Annotated in this window: 15 protein-coding genes and 1 pseudogene; all 16 read right to left on the reverse strand. The window is 72.5% G+C overall.

Translation table 11 applies throughout. The annotated features are described in order from the left end of the window. Position 1 precedes the first annotated feature (1 nt). Positions 2–1,327 (reverse strand): glutamate-1-semialdehyde 2,1-aminomutase, encoded by a 1,326-nt coding sequence (locus STRAU_RS13010; RefSeq protein WP_016640760.1) that lies wholly within the window; start codon positions 1,325–1,327, stop codon positions 2–4. Between the two features lie 7 nt (positions 1,328–1,334). Continuing rightward, entirely contained in the window at positions 1,335–1,886 is a 552-nt protein-coding gene (rfbC, locus tag STRAU_RS13015) for a dTDP-4-dehydrorhamnose 3,5-epimerase (RefSeq protein WP_016640761.1), read from the reverse strand. Then, positions 1,883–3,079 (reverse strand): polysaccharide pyruvyl transferase family protein, encoded by a 1,197-nt coding sequence (locus STRAU_RS13020; RefSeq protein ID WP_037659037.1) that lies wholly within the window; start codon positions 3,077–3,079, stop codon positions 1,883–1,885. The genes rfbC and STRAU_RS13020 overlap by 4 nt, the downstream gene beginning before the upstream one ends. Beyond that, positions 3,076–4,032, reverse strand: coding sequence for a glycosyltransferase family 2 protein (locus STRAU_RS13025; RefSeq protein ID WP_016640763.1), 957 nt, complete (start codon positions 4,030–4,032; stop codon positions 3,076–3,078). The genes STRAU_RS13020 and STRAU_RS13025 overlap by 4 nt, the downstream gene beginning before the upstream one ends. Further along, positions 4,029–5,352: pseudogene (locus tag STRAU_RS13030) on the reverse strand (hypothetical protein). Before STRAU_RS13030 ends, STRAU_RS13025 begins: the two are co-directional and overlap by 4 nt. 4 nt (positions 5,353–5,356) lie before the next feature. After that, positions 5,357–6,631, reverse strand: a complete 1,275-nt coding sequence (locus STRAU_RS13035) for a DUF4910 domain-containing protein (RefSeq protein ID WP_016640765.1) — start codon at positions 6,629–6,631, stop codon at positions 5,357–5,359. Continuing rightward, positions 6,628–7,653: an NAD-dependent epimerase/dehydratase family protein gene (locus tag STRAU_RS13040; protein ID WP_037659041.1), complete on the reverse strand. Its 1,026-nt coding sequence runs from the start codon at positions 7,651–7,653 to the stop codon at positions 6,628–6,630. Before STRAU_RS13040 ends, STRAU_RS13035 begins: the two co-directional genes overlap by 4 nt. 3 nt (positions 7,654–7,656) lie before the next feature. After that, the gene (locus tag STRAU_RS13045) at positions 7,657–8,304 is read right to left on the reverse strand and encodes a PIG-L deacetylase family protein (RefSeq protein ID WP_037659043.1); all 648 of its coding nucleotides are present in this window, start codon (positions 8,302–8,304) and stop codon (positions 7,657–7,659) included. Then, a complete protein-coding gene (locus STRAU_RS13050; protein WP_016640768.1) occupies positions 8,301–9,098 on the reverse strand; it encodes a sugar phosphate nucleotidyltransferase in 798 nt (265 codons plus the stop codon). Before STRAU_RS13050 ends, STRAU_RS13045 begins: the two co-directional genes overlap by 4 nt. Continuing rightward, complete coding sequence (locus STRAU_RS13055; RefSeq protein ID WP_016640769.1) at positions 9,095–10,354, reverse strand: class I SAM-dependent methyltransferase; 1,260 nt, start codon at positions 10,352–10,354, stop codon at positions 9,095–9,097. Before STRAU_RS13055 ends, STRAU_RS13050 begins: the two co-directional genes overlap by 4 nt. Further along, positions 10,351–11,571, reverse strand: a complete 1,221-nt coding sequence (locus STRAU_RS13060; RefSeq protein ID WP_016640770.1) for a glycosyltransferase — start codon at positions 11,569–11,571, stop codon at positions 10,351–10,353. Before STRAU_RS13060 ends, STRAU_RS13055 begins: the two co-directional genes overlap by 4 nt. A 2-nt stretch (positions 11,572–11,573) precedes the next feature. After that, entirely contained in the window at positions 11,574–12,881 is a 1,308-nt protein-coding gene (locus STRAU_RS13065; RefSeq protein WP_016640771.1) for a hypothetical protein, read from the reverse strand. Position 12,882: 1 nt separating this feature from the next. Continuing rightward, a complete protein-coding gene (locus STRAU_RS13070) occupies positions 12,883–14,403 on the reverse strand; it encodes a right-handed parallel beta-helix repeat-containing protein (protein ID WP_016640772.1) in 1,521 nt (506 codons plus the stop codon). A gap of 13 nt (positions 14,404–14,416) precedes the next feature. Next, on the reverse strand, positions 14,417–16,393 hold the full coding sequence (locus tag STRAU_RS13075) for an alginate lyase family protein (protein WP_016640773.1): 1,977 nt from the start codon (positions 16,391–16,393) through the stop codon (positions 14,417–14,419). Beyond that, positions 16,390–18,564 (reverse strand): bi-domain-containing oxidoreductase, encoded by a 2,175-nt coding sequence (locus STRAU_RS13080; RefSeq protein WP_037659045.1) that lies wholly within the window; start codon positions 18,562–18,564, stop codon positions 16,390–16,392. The genes STRAU_RS13075 and STRAU_RS13080 overlap by 4 nt, the downstream gene beginning before the upstream one ends. 51 nt (positions 18,565–18,615) lie before the next feature. Then, complete coding sequence (asnB, locus tag STRAU_RS13085; RefSeq protein WP_037659048.1) at positions 18,616–20,553, reverse strand: asparagine synthase (glutamine-hydrolyzing); 1,938 nt, start codon at positions 20,551–20,553, stop codon at positions 18,616–18,618.

Here is a 20,553-nt window from a genome sequence, read left to right on the forward strand (position 1 = left end):
GTCACGCCAGGCGGCGGAACACCGGCTTCACCGGCCGCCCGGCCAGCCAGGGGGTGGGGTCCCCGGCGTCCAGCGCCTTCCGGTACACCGCGCATGCCTGGGCCACCACGTCGACGGTGCGGTCGATGTCGGCGTCGTCGAGCGCGCTGCTCACCACGAACGACGGGGCAAGCACCCCGCCCGCGAGGAGTTGGCGCAGGAACAGGGTGCGGTACTCCTGCGACGGCTGCCGGTTCTCGTCGAGGGTGGCGAAGACCAGGTTGCTGGCCCGGCCCCGGACGACGACGTGGCCGCCGACGCCCATGCCGGCCGCGGCCTCGCGGACACCGGCGGCCAACCGCTCGCCGAGGGCGTGCAGTCGCGCGGTGACGCCCTCCTCGACGTAGGTGGTCTGCACGGCCATCGCGGCTGCCAGGGAGTGCGTTTCGCCGCCGTGCGTGGTGGACAGCAGGAACACCCGCTCGCCGGAGTGCCGCAGCCCGCCCCGCTCCATCAGCTCGCGGCGCCCGGCGAGCGCGGACACGGCGAACCCGTTGCCCAGCGCCTTGCCGAACGTGGAGAGGTCGGGGACGACGCCGTAAAGGCCCTGGGCGCCCGCCTCGGACCAGCGGAAGCCGGTGATCATCTCGTCGAAGATCAGCACGCAGCCGTGCCGGTCGGCCAGCTCGCGCAGGCCCGCGAGGTATCCGAGCGGGGGCTCGGTGTGGCCGGCGGGTTCGAGGATCAGGCAGGCGACCTCGTCCCGGTACCGGGTGAGCAGCTCCTCCGTGGCGGCCAGGTCTCCGTAGGGGAAGGCCACGGTGAGCTCGTTGGTCGCCGCCGGAATGCCCGCGGACATCGGCGTGGTGCCGATGAACCAGTCGTCGACGGAGAAGAACGGCTGATCCCCGCAGATGGCCACGCGCGGGCGCCCGGTGACGGCGCGGGCGAGGCGCACCGCGGCGGTGGTGACGTCGGAGCCGTTCTTCGCGAACTTCACCATCTCGGCGGTCGGCACCGTGGCCAGGAAGCGTTCCGCGGCCTCGACCTCGATGAACGACGGCCGCACGAAGTTGCTGCCCCGGTCGAGTTCGTGCCGTACGGCTTCGAGGACACGGGGGTGGGCGTGGCCGAGGCTGACCGACCGCAGCCCGGAGCCGTACTCGATGTAGCGGTTGCCGTCGACGTCCCACACATGGGCGCCGCGGCCGTGGCTGATGACCGGGGCCAGGTTCTCGGGGTACTGGTCGTCGCCCTTGGCGTAGGTGTGCGCACCGCCGGGGACCAGGGCGTGCAGCCGCTCGTTGGCCGCGCGCGACCGGGGCAGGGAGAACTCTTCGTTGTCCACGGTGGGTTCAGCTCTCTTTCCGCTTCAGGACCTCGGCGAGGCTCGGCGCCTCCCGGTCCCGCTGGGACATCGATGTGACCGGCAGCGGCCAGGGAATGGCGAGCTCCGGGTCGTCGAAGGCGATCGTCACGTCCTCGGCCGGATCGTGCGGGCGGTCGATCCGGTACGAGGTGTCGGCGGTCTCCGTCAGCGCCTGGAAGCCGTGCGCGCACCCTGCCGGTATGTACAGGGTCACCTGCGTCTCACCGGACAGCTCGAAGGTGGCCACGTGGCGGTACGTCGGTGAGTCCGGCCTCAAGTCCACGACAACATCGAAGATCTTCCCGTACGAGCACCGCACCAGCTTGGCCTCGCCCGCGCCGGAGCGCAGGTGCAGGCCGCGCAGCACGCCCCGCACCGAGCGGGACACACTGTCCTGGATGAAGGCGTACGGGTCGAGGCCCACCGAGCGGACCACGTCGGCGTCGAAGGTGCGGCAGAAGAAGCCGCGCTCGTCGGCGTACGGCGTGGGCTCGAAGAGGTGGGCGCCGGTGATCTCCGGCACTTCGGTCGCTTTCATCCGGTCTCCTGCGGGGCTTTCGAGGGGAACAGGGCCGTGGTCAACGCGCCGAAATGGCGGGCGAGTTGGTGTGCGGCGGCCTCGTTGCGTTCGGTGAGGGTCCTGCGCAGCTCCGCGGCGTGCTTCTCCAGGGAACGGAACTGATCGAGCAGGCGGTCGGCGTCGACCTCGCGGGCCGGGTGGCAGTACGCGCCGAGGCCCATCAGCTCCATGAGCGCGTCGCTCTTCGCCGCGTAGCTGAGGGCGAGGGTCGGGGTGCCGGCCTGCAGCGCGCAGACCAGATTGTGGTAGCGGGTGGCCACGACGGCGTCGGCGGCCGCCGTCTCCTTCATCAGGTCGGCGAGGGAGGCCGCTTCGGCGGCGGTGACCAGCGGCGAGTCCACCGCGGCGAGGATCGCCTCGACCACCGGCGCGTCGCACGCGTCGCCGGTGAGCAGCCGGACCCTCCTGCCGTCCTCGACCAGCGCGCGCACGAAGGCGGTCGTCCCCGCGAGGTAGCGGCGGTGGATCTCCTCGGCCCTGGCACGGTCGTCGTTGCCGCCGTGGAAGTCCATGACGCCGACGCAGACCGTTCCCGACGACTCGGCGGCCGGCGGTGCGGGCAGGGCGAACGCGAGGTCCGGGTGGACCTCGTCGCGCGCGGTGTCCACGCCCATCGCCCGCATCGCGTCACGGGAGAGGGTGTCCCGGTACGAGCGGTGGGCGGCGAGCCGCGCCGACCAGCGCACCAGGGCCCGGGTCGGCCGGTCGGTGATCGGGGCGGCGCCGACCCCGACCAGCGCGACGGGCGTGCGCAGCAGTCGGCCGCTCGCGCAGAGCAGGAACAGCGAGTACGGGAAGCCCCAGGGCCGCAGCGGCAGCGTGGCCTCCAGGACGCCCATGCCCGGCACGATCACCACGTCGTGCCGCCGCACCCAGGCGGCGGTGCGGAACGCGTCGACGAGTTTGCCCAGTCCCTTCGCCGCGATCGCGCCCGCACGTGACGCGGTCCGGTACTCCCCGCGGTACCAGTGCAGCCGCGTCGCGGGGATTCCGTACCGGGCGGTGACGACCTCGGGTCCGCCGCACAGCGCGTCCACGACCGCCTTCGGGTGCTCGGCGCGGAGGTACCCGAGCACGGCTTCGAGCGACCCGTCGTTGCCGAGGTTGCCGGAGCCGAGCAGGCCGAACACCCCCACCCGCGCCGGAGTCACGGCTGCCTCCCCGCACGGCCTTCACGGCCCGCGACGAGGGCGTCGACGGAGACCGCGAGCCCCGCCGGGTCGACCGGCGCGCGGTCCTCGACCCGCTCGCCCGTGCCCGGCCGGGCACGACTGGTCATCCACGCGGCCAGGTGCCCGTAGCACGCGCGCCGGTCGGCCGCGGACAGCGGCGCCCGCCGGATGGCCGACGCGAAGCCCCAGACGTACTCGGCGAGCAGCCGGGGCGTCGGGTGCAGCGGGCCCGCCCGGCGCGGGTCCAGGTTGACGCACCGGGAGCGCTTGGACGGGTTCGCCCGCTCGGCGCGGGTGGGGTGGTCGCGGCGGAAGTACAGCAGCTCCGGCACCTGGTGGAAGGGCCCGTGCAGGACGATCTCGGCGACGAACGTGCGGTCCGCGTGGTGGTAGCTGTCGTGCGGCTTCACCCGGCGCAGCACGTCGGCCCGCATCACCCCGTAGAAGTCGTCGCCACCGGGCTCGAACAGCAGGCTGCGGAAGCGCTCCGGCGCGCGCGGCGAGTCGGTGGCGAGCCCGTACTCGTACGGCACCTTCACCTGCCCTTCGCCGTCGATGACCGCCTGGCCGGAGTGCGCGAGGACCACGTCCGGCCACTCGTCCAGCGCGTCGACGCAGCGCCGCAGCAGGTCGCGGGCGTACAGGTCGTCGTGCGAGGCCCACTTGAACAGCTCGCCGCGGCACTCGGTGAACACGTAGTTGTGGTTCGGCGCGGCGCCGATGTTCCGGGCTAGGCGGATGTACCGGATGCGCGCGTCCTTCCCGGCGTACCGGCGGCAGATGTCCTGGGTCCCGTCGGTCGAGGCGTTGTCCGAGATGACCAGCTCGAAGTCCTCGTAGGTCTGGCCGAGCAGGGCGTCGAGCGCCTCGGCGAGGTACTCCTCGCCGTTGTACACGGGCAGGCCGATGCTCAGCCGGGGTTGGGCGGTCATGACGTCCTCACTTCAGGGATGGGGTTCTCGTGGTGCTCGCGCAGGGCGGACCGCAGTTGCAGCCACCACACGGCCGAGCTGAGGATGGTCGCGGCGGCGACGCCCCAGGCCGAGCCGACCGTGCCGCCCATGGCCGCCCCGCCGAGCCCGCCCGCCGACCCCGCCGCCGACGTAGCAGGTGGAGGCGAACAGCTGGCAGCGCAGGCTGCGCCGGGCCGCGGCGAGGGCGCGCAGGCCGACCGCCGCGCCGACGCCGAGGCTGGCGCCCGCGACGCCGAGCGTGGCCGGGACGATGAGCTCCGAGGCGGAGCCCCAGACGTCGCCGAGCACGAGTTCACCGGCCCGGTCCGGCACGAGGAGCAGCGCCGCGCCCCAGAGCAGCGCGGCGGCGGCCTGCCCGCCGCCGAGCAGGAGGCAGAACACGCGCAGCCGGTGCGGGGCCCGCCGCAGCACCCGTGCCGCCTCCGCGACGGTGACCAGCGAGAGCCCCATCAGCACGGCCAGGAACGGGCCGAGCAGGAGCTCGGCGCCCCGGACCACGCCCACCGCGCTGACGCCGACGATCAATCCGAGTCCGTACGCCCGCAGTTGGGCGGCGCCGCTGACGCCGACGTTCTCGACGAGGTACCGGTAGCCGAGGTCGCGGTGCTCGCGAACCCACTCGCGCGCTCCGGTCAGCCGGGGCCGGATGCCGGACTGGAGGCAGCCGTACCCGGCGGCCACCGCGGCGGCCGCGCCCCAGGCGAGCACGAAGGCGGCCACGCTGCCCACGCGGGCCGCGAGCACCATGGCGGGGACGAGCGCGACGCCCCCCAGGACGTCGTTGACGAACGCCTTCCGCCCGGTGCCGGCGGCGAAGAACGAGAACCGCCAGGCGTCCTGCAGCAGCAGCGCCGGGAGTACGACGCCGAGGCCCGCGAAAGCGGACCCCACTCGGCTGCCGAGACTCAGTCCGACCACCAGACACACCGCGCCGACGGCGGTACCGACGCCGAGCGCGGTGCCCGACGACCGGGCGGCCGCCGCCCGCCAGGACGCGACCGGCACGCCGCTGAAGCGCACCACGAGCGGGTCGGTGGCAAGGCCGCGGGAGACGCTGAGCACGACGCCGTAGGTCACCCACGCCAGGCTGAACACGCCGAACGCGGCAAGGCCAAGGGAGCGGGCCACGTAGATCCCCACCGCGAAGTTGGTCATGCTGCAGACCGCCTGGTCGGCAAGGCCCCAGGACAGCCGCCCCGCCATGGCCCGCTTGGCGGTGCGCCGGGCGGCGGGCCCGGCCGGATCCGCGGTCGTCGTCTTCTCCCCCTCGGCGGTCATCACGTCACGCCTTGATCAGCCCGGCGGCGCCCAGGGCGTCGGCCGCGGCGGCGACCGTGTCGAACGGCAGCCCGGACCGCTCGGCGACGTCAAGCAGGCTGTGCCCGCCGTCGGACAGGTTGAGCACCCAGAGCATGGCCATCTGGGCCTGCTTGGTGTCGCTGCGTCCGCCGAGCGCGTCGTACAACCCACGCCTGCCCAGCTGTGGTTCGCCGTACGGACTGAGGTTGACGTACCGCCTGTTGCGGTCGAGCACGGCGAACGCCTCGCGGCAGACGGCGAGCGTGTCCGCCATCGCCCCCGGGGAGACGAAGTCCAGGTTGTCCGCCGAGGTGTGGTACTCGGGATAGCCGGCGTACGGGGTCCGGCTGAGCGAGCCCACGCCGAGATCGAACCCGGGCGAGCAGTACTGCCGCTCGTCGTAGCCGTACGGCGTGAACTCGGTGACGTGGTGCGGGCGTTCGGACGCGGCGAGCACGTGCCGCAGCACCCGGTCGATCTCCGCGTCGCCGCGCCTGCTCTGTTTGTACGTCAGTTGCCCCGAGTCGCCCGCGCAGGCGAGCACAAGCCCGTGCTTGACGTGTTCGATCCGCTCGGCGTTGCGGGCCAGCCAGGTGATCGCCCCGATGGTGCCGGGCGCGAAGATGAACCGGTAGGTGTAGTACGGCGTCCGCTCCGCCAGCGCCCGGGCCAGGAACGTCGCCACGGCGATGCCTGCCAGGTTGTCGTTGGCCAGCGACGGGTGGCAGACGTGGCAGGAGACGATCACTTCGTCGGGGACCTGGCCGGGGACGACGTGCTCGGCGTAGGTGAGGTGGCCGTCCGCGAGGGTGGAGTCGATGCGGACCTCATAATCGCCGTCCGGCATCGCGTCCAGCGTCTCTTGGGAGAGGCAGAAGCCCCACTCCGGCTTGTAGTAGCTGGTGCGGTACGGCACCCAGGACGGGTGGTCCGGCAGAGTGTGCAGATGTTCGCGCAGCTCGGCCAGCGGCATGGTCGCCGACACCGGCACGCTGTAGCCGAGCACGTGCAGGCTGGACGCGGCGAAGTCGACGACGCGGCGGCCCGAGGCGTCGGCGATGTACGCGTCGCGGATGTTCCACTCCTGGGGCACCGTCCAGTCCAGCACCTGCGTACCGGTCGGCACCTCCTGCACCTGGAGCGGGATGTACTCGCCGACGATGTCCAGGGTGGCGCGGACCCCGTCGCCCGTGATGCTCCGGCAGAGCGGGTACATCCGCTCCACCAGGTCGTACATCCCCTCGCCGGCCTCGGTCATCGGCGCCACCGCAGGGTGTCGTCGACGGCGCCGGCGTCGGACGCCGCCCGCAGCACGGCAAGGCGGGTGAAGCGCCGCTCGAAGTCCTCCCGCGTCAGCCCGAACGTCCGGTAGGCGTCGGCGAGTTCGAGCGCGCCCTGCTTCACCGTCCACTCGCAGTCGAAGCCTTCCGCCGCGGCGCGGAACCGGGAGAAGTCCACCCGGTAGGACCGTGGATCGGCGCCGGTCTCCCCGGTGATCACCACCTTCGAGCCGGACACCGCCTCGGCGACCTGCTCGGCGATCTCGGCGACCGTGACGTTGTTGACCTCGCTGCCGATGTTGAACGCCCGGTCGTGCACCGCCTCGCGCGGCGCGGTCAGCGCGGCCGCGAAGGCCCGTGCGATGTCGGCGGCGTGCACCAGCGGGCGCCAGGGGGTGCCGTCGGAGAGCACGAGGACCTCGCCGGACAGGAGCGCGTGGCCCACCAGGTTGTTCAGCACGATGTCGGCGCGCAGCCGGGGCGAGTGGCCGAAGGCGGTGGCGTTGCGCATGAACACCGGGCTGAAGTCGCCGTCGGCCAGCGCGTGCAGATCGTCCTCCACCCGCACCTTGGACTCCGCGTACGGCGTCACCGGGCGCAGCGGGGCGTCCTCGGTCACCAGGTCGTCACCGCCTGCGGCGCCGTAGACGGAGCAGGTCGACGCGTACAGGAAGCGCCGCACCCCGGCCTCCCGGGCCAGCCGGGCGAGGCGTACGGACGCGTGGTGGTTGATGTCGTACGTAAGCTCCGGCGCCAGTGAGCCCAGCGGGTCGTTGGACAGGGCGGCCAGGTGGATCACGGCGTCCACCCCGGCCACGTGGTCGGCCGTGACGTCGCGCAGGTCCACCCGGTGCCCCGGCGGGTCCGCGGGCGGCGGGCCGAGGACGCAGTCGGCGAACAGGCCGGCGTCCAGACCGACGATCTCGTGCCCGGCGGCCGCGAGGACCGGGGCCATCACGGTGCCCAGGTAGCCCTGGTGTCCGGTCAGCAGCACGCGCAAGGTTCAGTCCCCCAGATCGAGAGTGAGTTTGGTGGCGGCGAACGCCTCGGCGTAGCGCGCGTGGCATTCGATGCCGCGGATCCGCGCGAGGCCGAGGAACGCCTCCCGGTCGTACCAGGGCCGGTGCCGCTGCGAGGGGTAGTGCTCCTGCAGCAGCCGCACCTTCTGTTCGGCGATCTCCGGCGACAGCGGCTGGTACGCCGCCGGGCGGCCGAGGTCGCCGTCCCATTTGACGATCTCGTAGCCGAGCACCAAGTGGTCGCGGAACGCGGTGGGTATGAGCTTCGCCAGGCCGCGGTGATCCTGGTGCGCGTCATCGGTACGCGGGGCCAGGATCAGATCCGGCTCGGTCTGCCCGCGCAGTTCCTCGACCGCGGCCTTGGCCTCGTCCCAGTGCACGGGCATCCGGCCGTCCGGCAGCTTGAGCACGGTCAGCCGCAGGTCGGCGCCCGGGCAGAAGGCGGCGAGCGCGGCCTGCTCCTCCTGCTCCCGCTCGCTGCCACCGCCGGAGAGCACCAGCGCGTCGACGCGGATGCCCGGCCGCGCGAGGCACATCGTGAGGAGCGTGCCGCCGGCGCCGATGGCGATGTCGTCGCAGTGCGCGCCCACCGCAACGATCCGGTTCAGGGGTCCGGCCCCGAGCCGGATCACGCGGTGCCCACCGCGGCGGCGTCGCGTTCCCACACGGCCCACGGGCGGTCTCCCCGGGCGTAGGCGGCGTCGAGCGCGGCCCGCTCCTTCACGGTGTCGGTCGGCTTCCAGAAGCCGCGGTGCTGGTGCGCCACAAGGCGTCCCCGCTTGGCCAGTTGGGCACATCCGTCGGCGACCAGGTCCCCGTTCTCCGGTATGTGGTCGAAGACCTCCTGGCGGAGTACGAAGTAGCCGCCGTTCTCCCACAGCGGCAGCTCGCTCACGGCGGTGATGCCGCCCACCAGGCCGTCCTCGCCCAACTCCACGCAGTGGAACGACGACTGCGGCGGCACCACCATCATCGACGCACCCGCGTCGCGCCCCGCGAACCGGTCGATCATCTCCGACAGCGGGGCGTCGGTGAGCACGTCGGCGTAGTTGGCGAGGAACATCTCGTCGCCGTCCAGGTGGTGGCGCACCCGGCGCAGCCGCTCACCGATCGGTGACTCGACGCCGGTCTGCGCGAACGTGATCGTCCAGTCCGAGATGTCGGTGGACAGGAGCTCGGTCCGCCCGCCTCTCAGTACGAAGTCGTTGGACGTCGTCTCCTCGTAGTTGAGGAAGAAGTTCTTGATGTGGTGGGCCCCGTACCCGAGGCACAGGATGAACTCCGTGTGCCCGAAGTGCGCGTAGTAGCGCATGACGTGCCAGATCAGCGGTCGCGGGCCGACCATCGCCATCGGCTTGGGCACGTCGTCTGCGGTACCGCTCCGCATCCGCATCCCGTAACCGCCGCAGAACAGAACGACCTTCATGCTGTGCCCTTTCCAGACGCGACCTCGACGATGCTCAGTTCCGGGACGGGAAAGACAAGCCGGCCGCCCCAGGCGTGCACGAAGGACAGTTGCTCCGTCAGCTCGGCCCGCAGGTTCCACGGCAGGACGAGGACGTAGTCCGGTTTGTCGGCGGCTATCTGCTCGGGCGGCAGGATCGGGACGCGGGTGCCCGGGGTGAACCTGCCGTGCTTGTAGGGGTTGCGGTCGACCGTGTACGGGAGCAGGTCGGGCCGGATGCCGCAGTGGTTGAGGAGGGTGTTGCCCTTGCCGGGTGCGCCGTAGCCGACGACCGTCTCGCCGCGTTCGGCCGCCTCGATGAGGAACTTGAGGAGGTCCCTGCGCACCTTGGCGACGCGGGCGGAGAACTCGGTGTACCCGGACAGCTCCTGCAGCCCGGCGGCCTTCTCCCGGGCCAGCACGTCGGCCACCCGGCGACTCGGCTCACCGGCCGCCTCGGCAGGCCGGGCCCACAGCCTGATGGAGCCGCCGTGCGTGGGCAGCAACTCGACGTCCACGAGCGCGAGTCCACCGCTCGCGAGGGCCCGGGCCGCGGACGCGACCGTGTAGTACTGGAAGTGCTCGTGGTAGATCGTGTCGTACTGGTTCTCCTCGATCAGGGTCAGCAGGTGCTGCACCTCGATGGAGACCCAGCCGTCGTCGGCGACCAGGGCGCGCAGCCCCTGGGTGAACCCGACCACGTCGGGTATGTGCGCGTACACGTTGTTGGCCACGACCAGATCCGCCGGGCCGTGCTCGGCACGGACGGCCGAGCCGGTGTCCGGGCTCAGGAACTCCGTCAGCGTGGGCACACCCGCGTCCCGCGCCGCGGCGCCGACGTTCACCGACGGCTCGATGCCGAGGCAGCGGATCCCGCGGTCCACCATGTGGCTCAGCAGGTACCCGTCGTTGCTCGCGACCTCGACCACGAAGGCGCCCTTGTCCCCGGGGCCGAGAGCGAGCCTCTGTACGGCGTCGGCGACGAAGGTGCGCGCGTGCTCCACCCAGGAGGTCGAGTAGGAGGAGAAGTACGCGTACTCCGTGAACGTCTCCTCCGGCTTGATCAGCGGCGGTATCTGCGCGAGCCAGCAGTCGGTGCAGACCCGCAGATGCAGCGGGTACGCGGGCTCCGGCTCGTCCAGTTGGTCCGCGGCGAGGAAACTCTCGCACGGCGGGGTCGCCCCCAGATCGACGACGCTCGCCAGCGCCGCCGAGCCGCAGAGTCGGCATCGTGTCATGTGTTGCCCCCCATATTGCCCCCCATTAATTCCGTCCGACCCGCGATCGCGGTGCGGTATCCCTCCAGCAGGCGCTCAAGGCCGACGGCCGGGCTGAACCCCTGCTCGTAACGGCGCCGGGCCGCCTCGCCCAGCTCCCGGTTGCGGACCGGCTCGGCCGTGATCCGGCGCAGGCACTCCGCGAGCGAGGCCATCTCGCCCGGCCGGTGCAGCAGCCCCGTCACCCCGTCCTCGACGAGTTCGACGAAGGCGCCGTGCCGGGCGGCGACGGCCGGGACCCCGGCCGCCATCGCCTCCACGACCACCAGGCCGAACGTCTCCAGCCACGTCGAGGGCGCCACGACGGCGACCGACCGCGCGACGGCCTGCCGGCACTCGGCGGTGTCGTACAGGCCGACGTACCGCACGTCGTCCCGGCCCGCCGCCCAGGCGGTCACCTCCGACTCCAGCGGCCCCGCGCCCGCGATCACGAGCGGCACGCCCACACCGCCGTCCGCCGCGATCTCGTCCCACGCGGCCATGAGCAGCCGCACGCCCTTGGCCTCCGCGAGCCGGCCGAGATAGAGCAGATGTTCGCCCCCGCCCGCTCGGCGGGTGCCCGGCTCCGGCACGAAGTTGTGCTTCACCGCTAGGCGTTCGGCGGGCATGCCGGCCCGCACCAGGACGTCGCGCTGGGCCGCGGAGATGCAGAAGAACCGCTCCACGCCGGACCACCACCGCCGCCGGTTGACCGACAGGCTGACCGCGAGCGGCACCGTCGCCAGGCGGGAGCCCCGGTAGCAGCCGTGCCGGACGGCGGGCAGCGGCGCGGTCCCGACGCACTCGGTGCACGGCCGGCCGTCCCGCTGCAGCGTGCCCGGCGGGCAGACCTGGGCGTAGTTGTGCAGCGTGGCGACGGCGGGCACGCCGGCGTCGGCGCACGCGGCGAGCACCGCGGGCGACAGGAGCGGGAAGACGTTGTGGACGTGCACCACGTCCGGCCGCTCGGCGCGGAGCCGGGCGGCGAGCTCCGCGCGGACCGCCGGGTTCCACGGCACGAGCAGCGGCACCGCGGCCTTGCCGAGCAGGGACCGGGCGGCGATGTCGTCGCTGCGCCGCTCGAACACCTCGACCCGGTGGCCGGCCGCGCGCAGCAGCCCCACCTCCTGGTCGACGACCTTGTTCTCGCCGCTCGGCTGCGCCGAGGCGTAGCGGTTGTGCACCACGAGGATGTGCATGCTCAGGTCACCTCCGATCTGCTGCGGGCCCAGCGCGGGATACGTCGTCGGGGGACTTCGGGCGTGGGGAGGGGCGCGGCCGCGGCAGGTGCCGCGAGGAGCGAGGCGGCCACGGCCAGATGCAGCAGATACGGCGAGGCGTCACCAAGTCCCGCCTCGGTGTACGACGCGATGGCGCAGTAGCTGATCAGGAAGATCGCGCAGGCCCTCGAGAGCGACGGTGGCCGCAGCAACGCGACGCCGGCAAGGACGGCGATGACCGTCGCCACGAGGGCGACGCCGAGCAGACCCTGTTCGTGGTAGACGGCCAGCCAGCTGTTGTCGATCGGCAGCCCGCCGAACGACTTGTCGCCCAGACCCGTGCCGAACACCTGCTCCGAGGTCGTCCGGGGGGCTGCAAGGAGGGCGTCCCAGACCTTTTCCCGACCGGTGAGGCTGGTGAAGTACTCCTGGCTCTGTCCGCGCAGGAACCACGCCTGCACCGCGGCGCCGAACCCCACCACCGCCACCACGGCGCCCAGCACCGCCCACGCGAAGAACCGGCGGGCGGCGGCGCTGGTCAGGACGAGCGAACCGATCGCCAACGCAAGGCCGATGAGCAGGCCGAGCGTGGCCGTACGGGTATGGGTCAACGCGAGCAGGACGAGCGCCGGCACGATGACCGCCGCCGCACTGGCCCTGTCGGTCCGGCGGCCCAGCACGAGCAGCACGGTGAGCCCGATGATCACCGCGGCGTACTGTCCGATCTGGGGCGGGGTGAGCGGCCACAACGCGCCGACGAGGCGTCCGCCGTAGAGGTCGGGCAGGGCCGCGCCCGGAGAGATGATCGCGCCGGCGGCCACCGACCCGAGCACCGCGAAGTACATCCTGATGTGGTGCCGTACGAACGTCAGGCCGCCGTCCCACCAGCGGCTGAGCAGCCACAGCGTGCCGACGAAGAGAGCCAGCCGGGCGCAGCGGAACAGCGCGCCGAACCCGGACTCCAGGGTCGCGCTGGAGATCACGCTCGGCACGAGCAGCAGGGTGAGCAGGAACACGAAGGCACCGGGCCGGATGCGCAGCCGGAGATTGAGTGCCAGCGCCAGCGCGAACGCGGCGACCAGCGCGCCCATGGTGACCAGCTGGATGAGGGAGCGGGGCAGCGGGACGATGGTCTTCGCCCCGGCGGAGCCGAGCGTGTTGAGGACCAGCAACCCCCAGACCACCCCGACGGCCTTCGGCGTGCCGGCGGGACGCGGTCCGTCGCCGGGCCGGGTGCCCGCCGTGTCGGGTCCGCCCGGCAGCCCACCGGGCCTCAGGTCCCCGCCCATCTCAACCACCGTCCCGCGGGTCGAGGGTGCTGCCCGTGTCCTGCTGGTACGGCGTGTTCTGCCACTGCACGAAGTCGAGCACCCGGCTCGGGTCGTGGGCGACGAACTTCCACGGCCCGATGTAGACGTTGTCGCGCCAGCGGTTGTGCTGCTTGCGGGTGATCGCCTCGGCCACCCGCTCGCCCTGGTACGGCGACCAGTCCGGATAGGTGCCGTAGTTGGCGAGCACCCCCATGCGGTCGCACTTCACCGTGCAGCCGACGACGGACGTGTCCAGGACGAAGCGGTTGGCGCGGATGTCCACCCGCTGGGTCTTCCACCGGCAGTCGGCGTACAGCGGCGCGGAAGCGATCGCCGGCCGCGCGCAGCGGTCGGAGTCCCGTACCAGCAACGTGCAGTCGCCGGAGGAGGTGTTGGCCGGGCTGTTGCAGAACCGGTCGGCGTTTTCCCACAGGGTGATTCCGTTCCAGTTGTTCTCCAGCACGTTCCCGTAGATCTCGATCTTGTCCGTGCGGGCTCGGATCCGTGGTTCGCCGCCCGACTCGGACACGTACACGGTCGCGAGCGGGAAGCTGTCGTCGCGGTCGGCGTACCTGCGGCCCTCGACCCAGTTGTTCCGCCGGATCATGTTCTTCCGGATGACCGCGTTGTAGCTGGTCTCGTAGATCAGCGCGGCGCCGTCGTTGGCCTCGATCACGTTGTTCTCGATGCGGAAGTCGTTGTTGTTGGTGTCCGCCCACAGCCCGGCTCCGCGGTTGCCGTGCACCCAGTTCCCGCGGACGTCGGCGCCGTCGACGGCCCAGAACTTGACGCCTCCGGTGCAGCCGCAGCCCTCCCGCCGCCGCTCCCAGTCGTCGGTGTTGTTGCCCACGATCTCGTTGCCGGTGACCACCAGGCCGCGGAGGGGACCGGTGCCCTTGTACGCGTTCATGCCGTACTGCCCGTTGCCGCGCAGGCAGCTGGCGCGGACCCGCTGGCGGGCACCGGCCATCAGCCCGGCGCCGGAGTTCTTCTGGATCGTCGCGTGCTCGATCACCCACCCGTCGGCCGAGTCATGGTTGACCACGCCCTCGTTGTGCGGCGCGACGAATCCCTGCACGGTCAGGTGGCGGATGGTGACGTCGCGGGCGGCGCCGCCGAACGCGTACTGGTTGGTCTTCCGGCCGTCGAGCACCGCGCCCGGCGCGCCGACGTAGCGGTTCCCCTTCTTGGGGGTGATCTGGGCGAAGCGGTCCGGCGCGAGCCGGTGCTTGCCCGGCCGGAGCCAGAACGTGGTGTTCGGGGGGCTGCTCTTGGTCTTCGCGGCCAGGTCGCCGGCCACCTTGGGGTCGACCGTCACCGCGCCCGCCGGGGCCTTCGCGGGCCCGGCCGCAGGGTGGGCGCACACCCGGGCGACGGACCGGGCGGGGGACGTGGAGGGCGCACCGGTCGACTCCGCCGGGGCGCCCGGCGTGCTGTCACAGCCGGTCGCCGCCAGCAGGACCAGCGCCAGCAACGCCGAGTGCCGCCTCTTGATCCCCACGCGTCCCCCCCCTCTAGCCGCGGAACCTGAGTACGGTGGTGAACCCCTCGGCGCTGTCGGCGAATCCGGTGCCGACGAGCGTGGTGGTGGGTTCCTTGCGCCCGAAGCCGGGGGAGTACCAGCCCAGTGGCGGGTCGGTCTCGCCGCGATGCGCCTGCCAGCGCAGCTGCCCCGGCAGGTGGAGCACCGCGGAGCGGTCATCGCCGTCCCGGGACCACGTGAGCACGGCCCGGTTCCCCACCAGGTGCGCGGTGATGGCCGGGCCGAGATGGAACGCCAGGCGTGCGGCCCGGCGCGGGCCGCGCACCTCGTCGACCACCCTCAACTCCTGGCTCTCTGCGGTCAGTTCCACCCGGCGGCGGTGTACGGAGCGTGGGTAGCCGTCGTGCTCGGCACACCAGTGGGCCGTCCCCCCGTCGGAGGCGCCGGACGGGTCCGCGACCAGGACGCGGCTGCGGGCGTGCCGGGTCCACAGGAACGGGCCGCCGGAGACGGACTGGTCGGCGCCGTCCAGCTGCAGGGTGTTGTGGCCGAGGGTCGACCGGAAGTACTGCCGCCACTCGGGCTGCCCGTGGTAGCAGAACGTCCCCGGGTCGGTGAGCACGTCGACCCCGTCGTGCCGGACCTCCACGGACAGCGCGTCCGCGTGGGCGTGCGCGGCGATGGACAGGAAGCCGTGCGGCCCGCCGTCGCAGCGGCACCAGATCTCCGCCGGACCGCGCAGGATGGTCATGCCCGCGTCGGCGAAGTGGCCCGGCCGGCTCGCCGGGCGGGTCACGGCCGGTGCGGTGCCCTCTTTCGCGTACGGCCGGATGAGTGCGGCGAGCAGCGGGGTGCGCACATCGGTGCCGGTCACCGTCGGCCACCAGTCGAGCCGGCCGAACACGGCGTCCCCGGTGGCGAGGAGCGAGGCCCAGCGGTCGGTGCCCGCGCCGTCCAGGACCAGACCGTGCCCGTCGTCGGCGTCCCCCTGGCGCGGCGGCCGCAACCGGTTGTCCACGACGGCCGCGAGCGCGTCGGTCATCCGCAGCAGCGTCAGCCGGATCGGCGCGGGGACCGGCACGGCGGCGGCATCCGCCTCGGCCACCGCGGCCAGGCCGAGCTCAAGGACAAGGCCGTGGTACTCGGTGGCCAGCTCGCGGTTGAGGCCGGAGTCGAAGGTGTTGCCGCGCAGGTGCCGCTCCAGCGACCGCAGCGAGTCGGCCCGCCAACGCGCCGAGGCGGGGAACCACGCGAACGCGCAGGCCGCCGCGAACTGCCCCGCGGCCTCGGCGATGACGTGGTTGTTCGCCGAGGACCCCCGGCTGGGGAAGGCGGCCAGCCAGCGCTGGTGGTGCCAGATCTGGTTCAGCGCCACCGGGTTGCCCTCGAAAAGACCGGCCGCGCCCGGCCAGCCGTCGAGCAGCCTGCGGACCCACACCCAGGAAAGGAGACGGATCCCCAGCTCGATGCCGCTGATCCAGTGCGCCCCGCGCAGCGGCGCGTTGGCCGCCCACCACGACCGCAGGTGCTCGGCCACCCGCTCCGCGTACCGGTCGTCCCCGGTGATCGCGTAGGCGGCGGCGAGCACGGTCAGGTACTGATGCCGGGACAGCTCCCAGATCTGCTTGATGTCCCCGACCGCGTCCTCGTTCCGGTACGGCACGCCGAAGGCGTAGCCCCACGGCGCCCGGCGCCCGGTCTTCGGGTCGTACCACCAGTCCGGGTCGGCCAGGTCGTCGCGGACCACCCCGAAGTACTCGGCGTGCCCGGCCATCAGCCGGTCGGCCTCGGCGACGAGACGTTTCGCGGCGTCCGACGGCACCGCGGCGATCGTCCCGGCGGGCAGTACCGCGGTGAACCGGGCGCCGGTGACGCCCGGGCAGTCCGGCGGCGCCGACCGCCACCGCCGCCTGCGCACCGCGTCGCCCACCCGGCCGCCGACCTCCCGCGGTCCCATCCGGGAGAGCCGCCGCAGGTACCAGCCCGCACTCGTCGAGCTCACCGTCATCGCGCCCTCGCCAACGTCACCGGCGCCCCGCCGGCCAGGGCGGCCCGCACGGCGAGGGTGGCCGTCGTGGTGGCGACCAGCGACTCCAGCGGCACCGGCATCGGCCCGCCGGTCCGCACGGCCTTGACGAACGCGGCCAGTTCGGCCTCCTGGCCCTTGTCCCGGGCCTTGGGCAGCCGCGAGCTGACCCACCGCTTCCCCGCGTACACCGAGGCCCGGACGAAGTCGTCGAGCCGCAGCACCTTGCCGTCCGCGATGAGGTCGAGGGTCTCCTTGGGGAAGCCGGGCGAGCCGGTGGTGACGTAGCTGAGGGTGGCGGTGGACCCGTCCGGGTAGCGCAGCACGATCTGCAGGTCGTCGCCGCCGGCGGTGGCGGTCGCGTACACCGATACCGGGTCGGCCCCGAGCAGCCAGCTCGCGGTGTCGATGAAGTGCCCGCCCTCGCCGGCGAACCGGGTGCCCTCGGTGCCCTGCCGCAGATACCAGCTGCCGTGGTCGAGACGGCCCGCGTTGACCAGATAGCGCAGGCTCGCCGGTCCGCTCCTGGCGCCGAACCGCTTCCTGGCCTCCCGCAGCAGCGGCGCGAACCGGCGGTTGAAGCCCACCTGTATCCGGTCGTTGCCGGACTCCTCCACCGCGGCCAGGACGCCGGCCAGCTCGTCCTCGGTGAGGGCGAGCGGCTTCTCCACGAAGACGGCCTTGCCGGCCAGCAGCGCCTGCCGCGTCAGCTCGGCGTGCGAGCTGTGCCGGGTGACCACGAACACCGCGTCGATGGACGAGTCCCCGAGCACGGCGTCGAGGTCGGTGGTGGCCTCGGCGAAGCCGAACTTCCGCTGGGCGTTGACCCCGGAGAGCGCGGTGGTGGTGACCACGGTGGACAGGTCGACGCCGTCGCGCCCTGTCAGATGCGGCAGCAGCATCGATGTCGCGTAATTGCCCGCGCCGATGAACGCCAGCCGCACCTGCGACTTGGCGGGCCCGACGGGTGTGCCGCCGCTGCGTCGCACGGCGGGCACGGCCACCGCCGGGGCCTCCGCGTCGGCCTCGTACTCGGGATACCGGAACAGCACGGCCACGGCCTTCAGCTCGCCGTCCTTCAGGCGCCGGTACGTCTCGACGGCGTCGTCGAAGTCGGCGACGTGGGAGACCAGGGGCTCCACGTCGACGCGGCCGCGGGCGACGAGATCGAGGAAGCACGCCAGGTTGCGGCGCTCCGTCCAGCGCACGTAGCCGATCGGGTAGTCCCGCCCCTCCAGCTCGTACTCCGGGTCGTAGCGCCCGGGGCCGTACGAGCGGGAGAAGCGGACGTCGAGCTCTTTCTCGTAGTACGCGTTCCACGGCAGGTCCAGGCGGCACTTGCCGATGTCGACGACCCGGCCGCGGTCCCGGCAGAGCCGGGCGGCCAGCTCGACGGGCTGGTTGCTGCCGCCACCGGCGGCCAAGTACACCTGGTCCACGCCGTGACCGTCGGTGAGCTCGGCGACGGCGGTTTCCACGGCCGCGGACGCGGGATCGCCGCAGGCCGCGGCGCCCAGGCGCGCGGCGAGCTCGCAGCGCACCGGGTCGGGGTCGACCCCGACGACGCGGACTCCCGAAGCGCCAAGGAGCTGCACCACCAGCTGCCCGATCAGCCCGAGACCGATGACCAGCGCCACGTCGCCGAGTTGCGGCTCGCCGCGGCGGACGCCCTGCATCGCGATCGACCCCACGGTGCCGAAGGCCGCGTGCCGTGGCGCGAGGCCGTCGGGCACCGGGGCGTAGAGGTTCTTCGGCACCCAGTTCAACTCGGCGTGCAGCGCGTGCTCATTGCCCGCGCAGGCCACCAGGTCGCCGACCTTCACATCGTCGATCCCGGTGCCGACCCGCTCGACCACCCCGCACAGCGAGTAGCCCAGCGGCGTGTACGAGTCCAGCTTGCCCATCACCTTGCGGTAGGTGGCGGGCACCCCGTTGGTGGCCACGCTCTGCATGACCTTGGCCACCTGGTCGGGACGGGAGCGGGCCTTGCCCACCATCGACATGCCCGCCTCGGACACCTTCATGAGCTCGGTCCCGGTGGATATCAGCGAGTAGGCGCTGCGGACCAGCACGCCGCCCGGCTTGCACCCCGGCACCGGCACGTCGAGCACCGCCAGCTCGCCGCTCTTGTAGTTCTGCACAACCTGTTTCACCCGAGCTCCTCTTGTTTCCACGCCGTCAAGCCGCCTGCTGTTTCCACGTCGTCAAGCCGCCTGGCTCTGGCCGGAGCCAGAGGTCGCGCCGCGATACCAGTACTCGAGGGTCAGCACATGCCACAGATGCTTGGAGAAGTCCCGCTGCCCGGCGGCGTCCTCGGCGACCATCCGCGCCAGCGCGTCGCGGCGCAGGAACCCGGAATTGACGAGCACGCCGTCGTGCACCACCTCACGCACCAGCGGCGCCAGATCCCGGCTCATCCAGGCACGCAGCGGGGCGCTGAACAGGCCCTTGGGCCGGTACACGATCTCCCGGGGCAGGATCGAGGACGCCGCCTCCTTCAGGACGGCCTTGCCCTGCCGTCCGACGATCTTGCGATCGCCGGGCACGGCGAACGCCGCCTTGACCACCTCGACGTCCACGTACGGCACCCGCACCTCGGTCGACGCGGCCATGCTGGAGCGGTCCGTGTAGGCGAGGTTCAGGCCCGGCAGGAACATCCGGGCGTCGCCCAGGCACATGCGGTTGACGAAGTCGGCAGGGTCATCGAGGTCGTTGTCCTCGTAGATGTCCGCGTGCTCGGTCAGCACGTCGTCGACCGTCCCGGCCAGGTCCGGATCGATCAGGGCGAGCAGCTCCTCCTGGTCGTACATGGTGTAGCTGCGCCGGAACGCGGTCTCCTCCGGCAGCTCGGCGAAGGACAGGAACCGCTTCGCGAAGCGCACCGACCGGTACCCGCGGCGGGCCGAGGCGACCGGCAGCCGGTCCACCACCCCGGACAGGCCGCGCCGCAGCGGCCGCGGGACGCGCTGGTAGCGCAGCGCGAGCAGGTTGGCCAGGTGCTTGCGGTACCCGGCGAACAGCTCGTCGGCGCCCATCCCCGAGAGCATCACCTTCACCCCGGCCTCCCGGGCGGCCTCGCAGATCAGGAACGTGTTGATCGCCGCGGGGTCGCCGATCGGCTCGTCCAGGTGGTACGTCATCTGCGGCAGCAGGTCGAGCACGTTCGGGGCGATCTCGATCTCGTGCAGGTCGACCCCGAACCGCTCGGCCACCTGCCGGGCGTAGCGCAGGTCGTCGGGCATCGCCTCGAATTTGGCGTCCTCGGCGCGGAACCCGATCGTGTAGGCGGAGATCCCGGGTCGGTCGCGGGCCGCGAGGGCGGTCAGATAGCTGGAGTCGAGACCGCCGGAGAGGAAGGTCGCCACGGGTACGTCGGAGAGCAGATGCCGTCGGGTCGACTCCTCGACGACGGCGGCCAGGTCCGGCTGCTCGCCTGCCCGGGCCCGCTCCCGGCCCTCGGCGGCGACGTCCTTCAGGTGCCAGAACCGGCCGCGGTCCACCCGCCCGCCGGGCCGGAACCGCAGCCAGCTCCCCGGCGGCAGCTTCTCCGCCTCGCGGAACGCGCAGCGCGAGTCCGGCACCCAGTAGTACAGCAGCGAGGCCACCAGCGCCGCGTGGTCCACCTGCAACGACCCACCGGTGGCGGCGGCGAGCGCCTTGAGCTCGGAGGCGAACACCACACCCGCGCCGCGCCGGAGCAGGAACAGCGGCTTGATGCCCAACTGGTCGCGGGCAAGGACCAGTTCACCGGTTCGCTCGTCGAAGATCCCGAACGCGAACATGCCGCGCAGCCGAGCCAGGCAGTCGGTGCCCCAGCGCCGCCAGGACTCCAGCAGCACCTCGGTGTCGGAGGTACCGCGGAAGCGCACCCCGGCGGCCGCCAGCTCGGCCCGCAGTTCGGGCGCGTTGTACAGCTCGCCGTTGTACGTCAGGGCGAGGCCGCCCGAGACCATCGGCTGGGCGCCGGTCTCGGACAGGTCGATGATGGCGAGGCGGCGGTGCCCGAGGTGCACTTCGCCGTCACCGGCGGGGTGGCTGTACCGGCCCGCCCCGTCCGGGCCGCGGTGGGTGAGGGTGTCGGTGAGCCGGTCGGTCACGACCTTCCCGTCCGGCCATTGATACGTACCTGCGATGCCACACAT

This window comes from Streptomyces aurantiacus JA 4570 (assembly GCF_000414115.1).
Lineage (GTDB): Bacteria > Actinomycetota > Actinomycetes > Streptomycetales > Streptomycetaceae > Streptomyces > Streptomyces aurantiacus_A.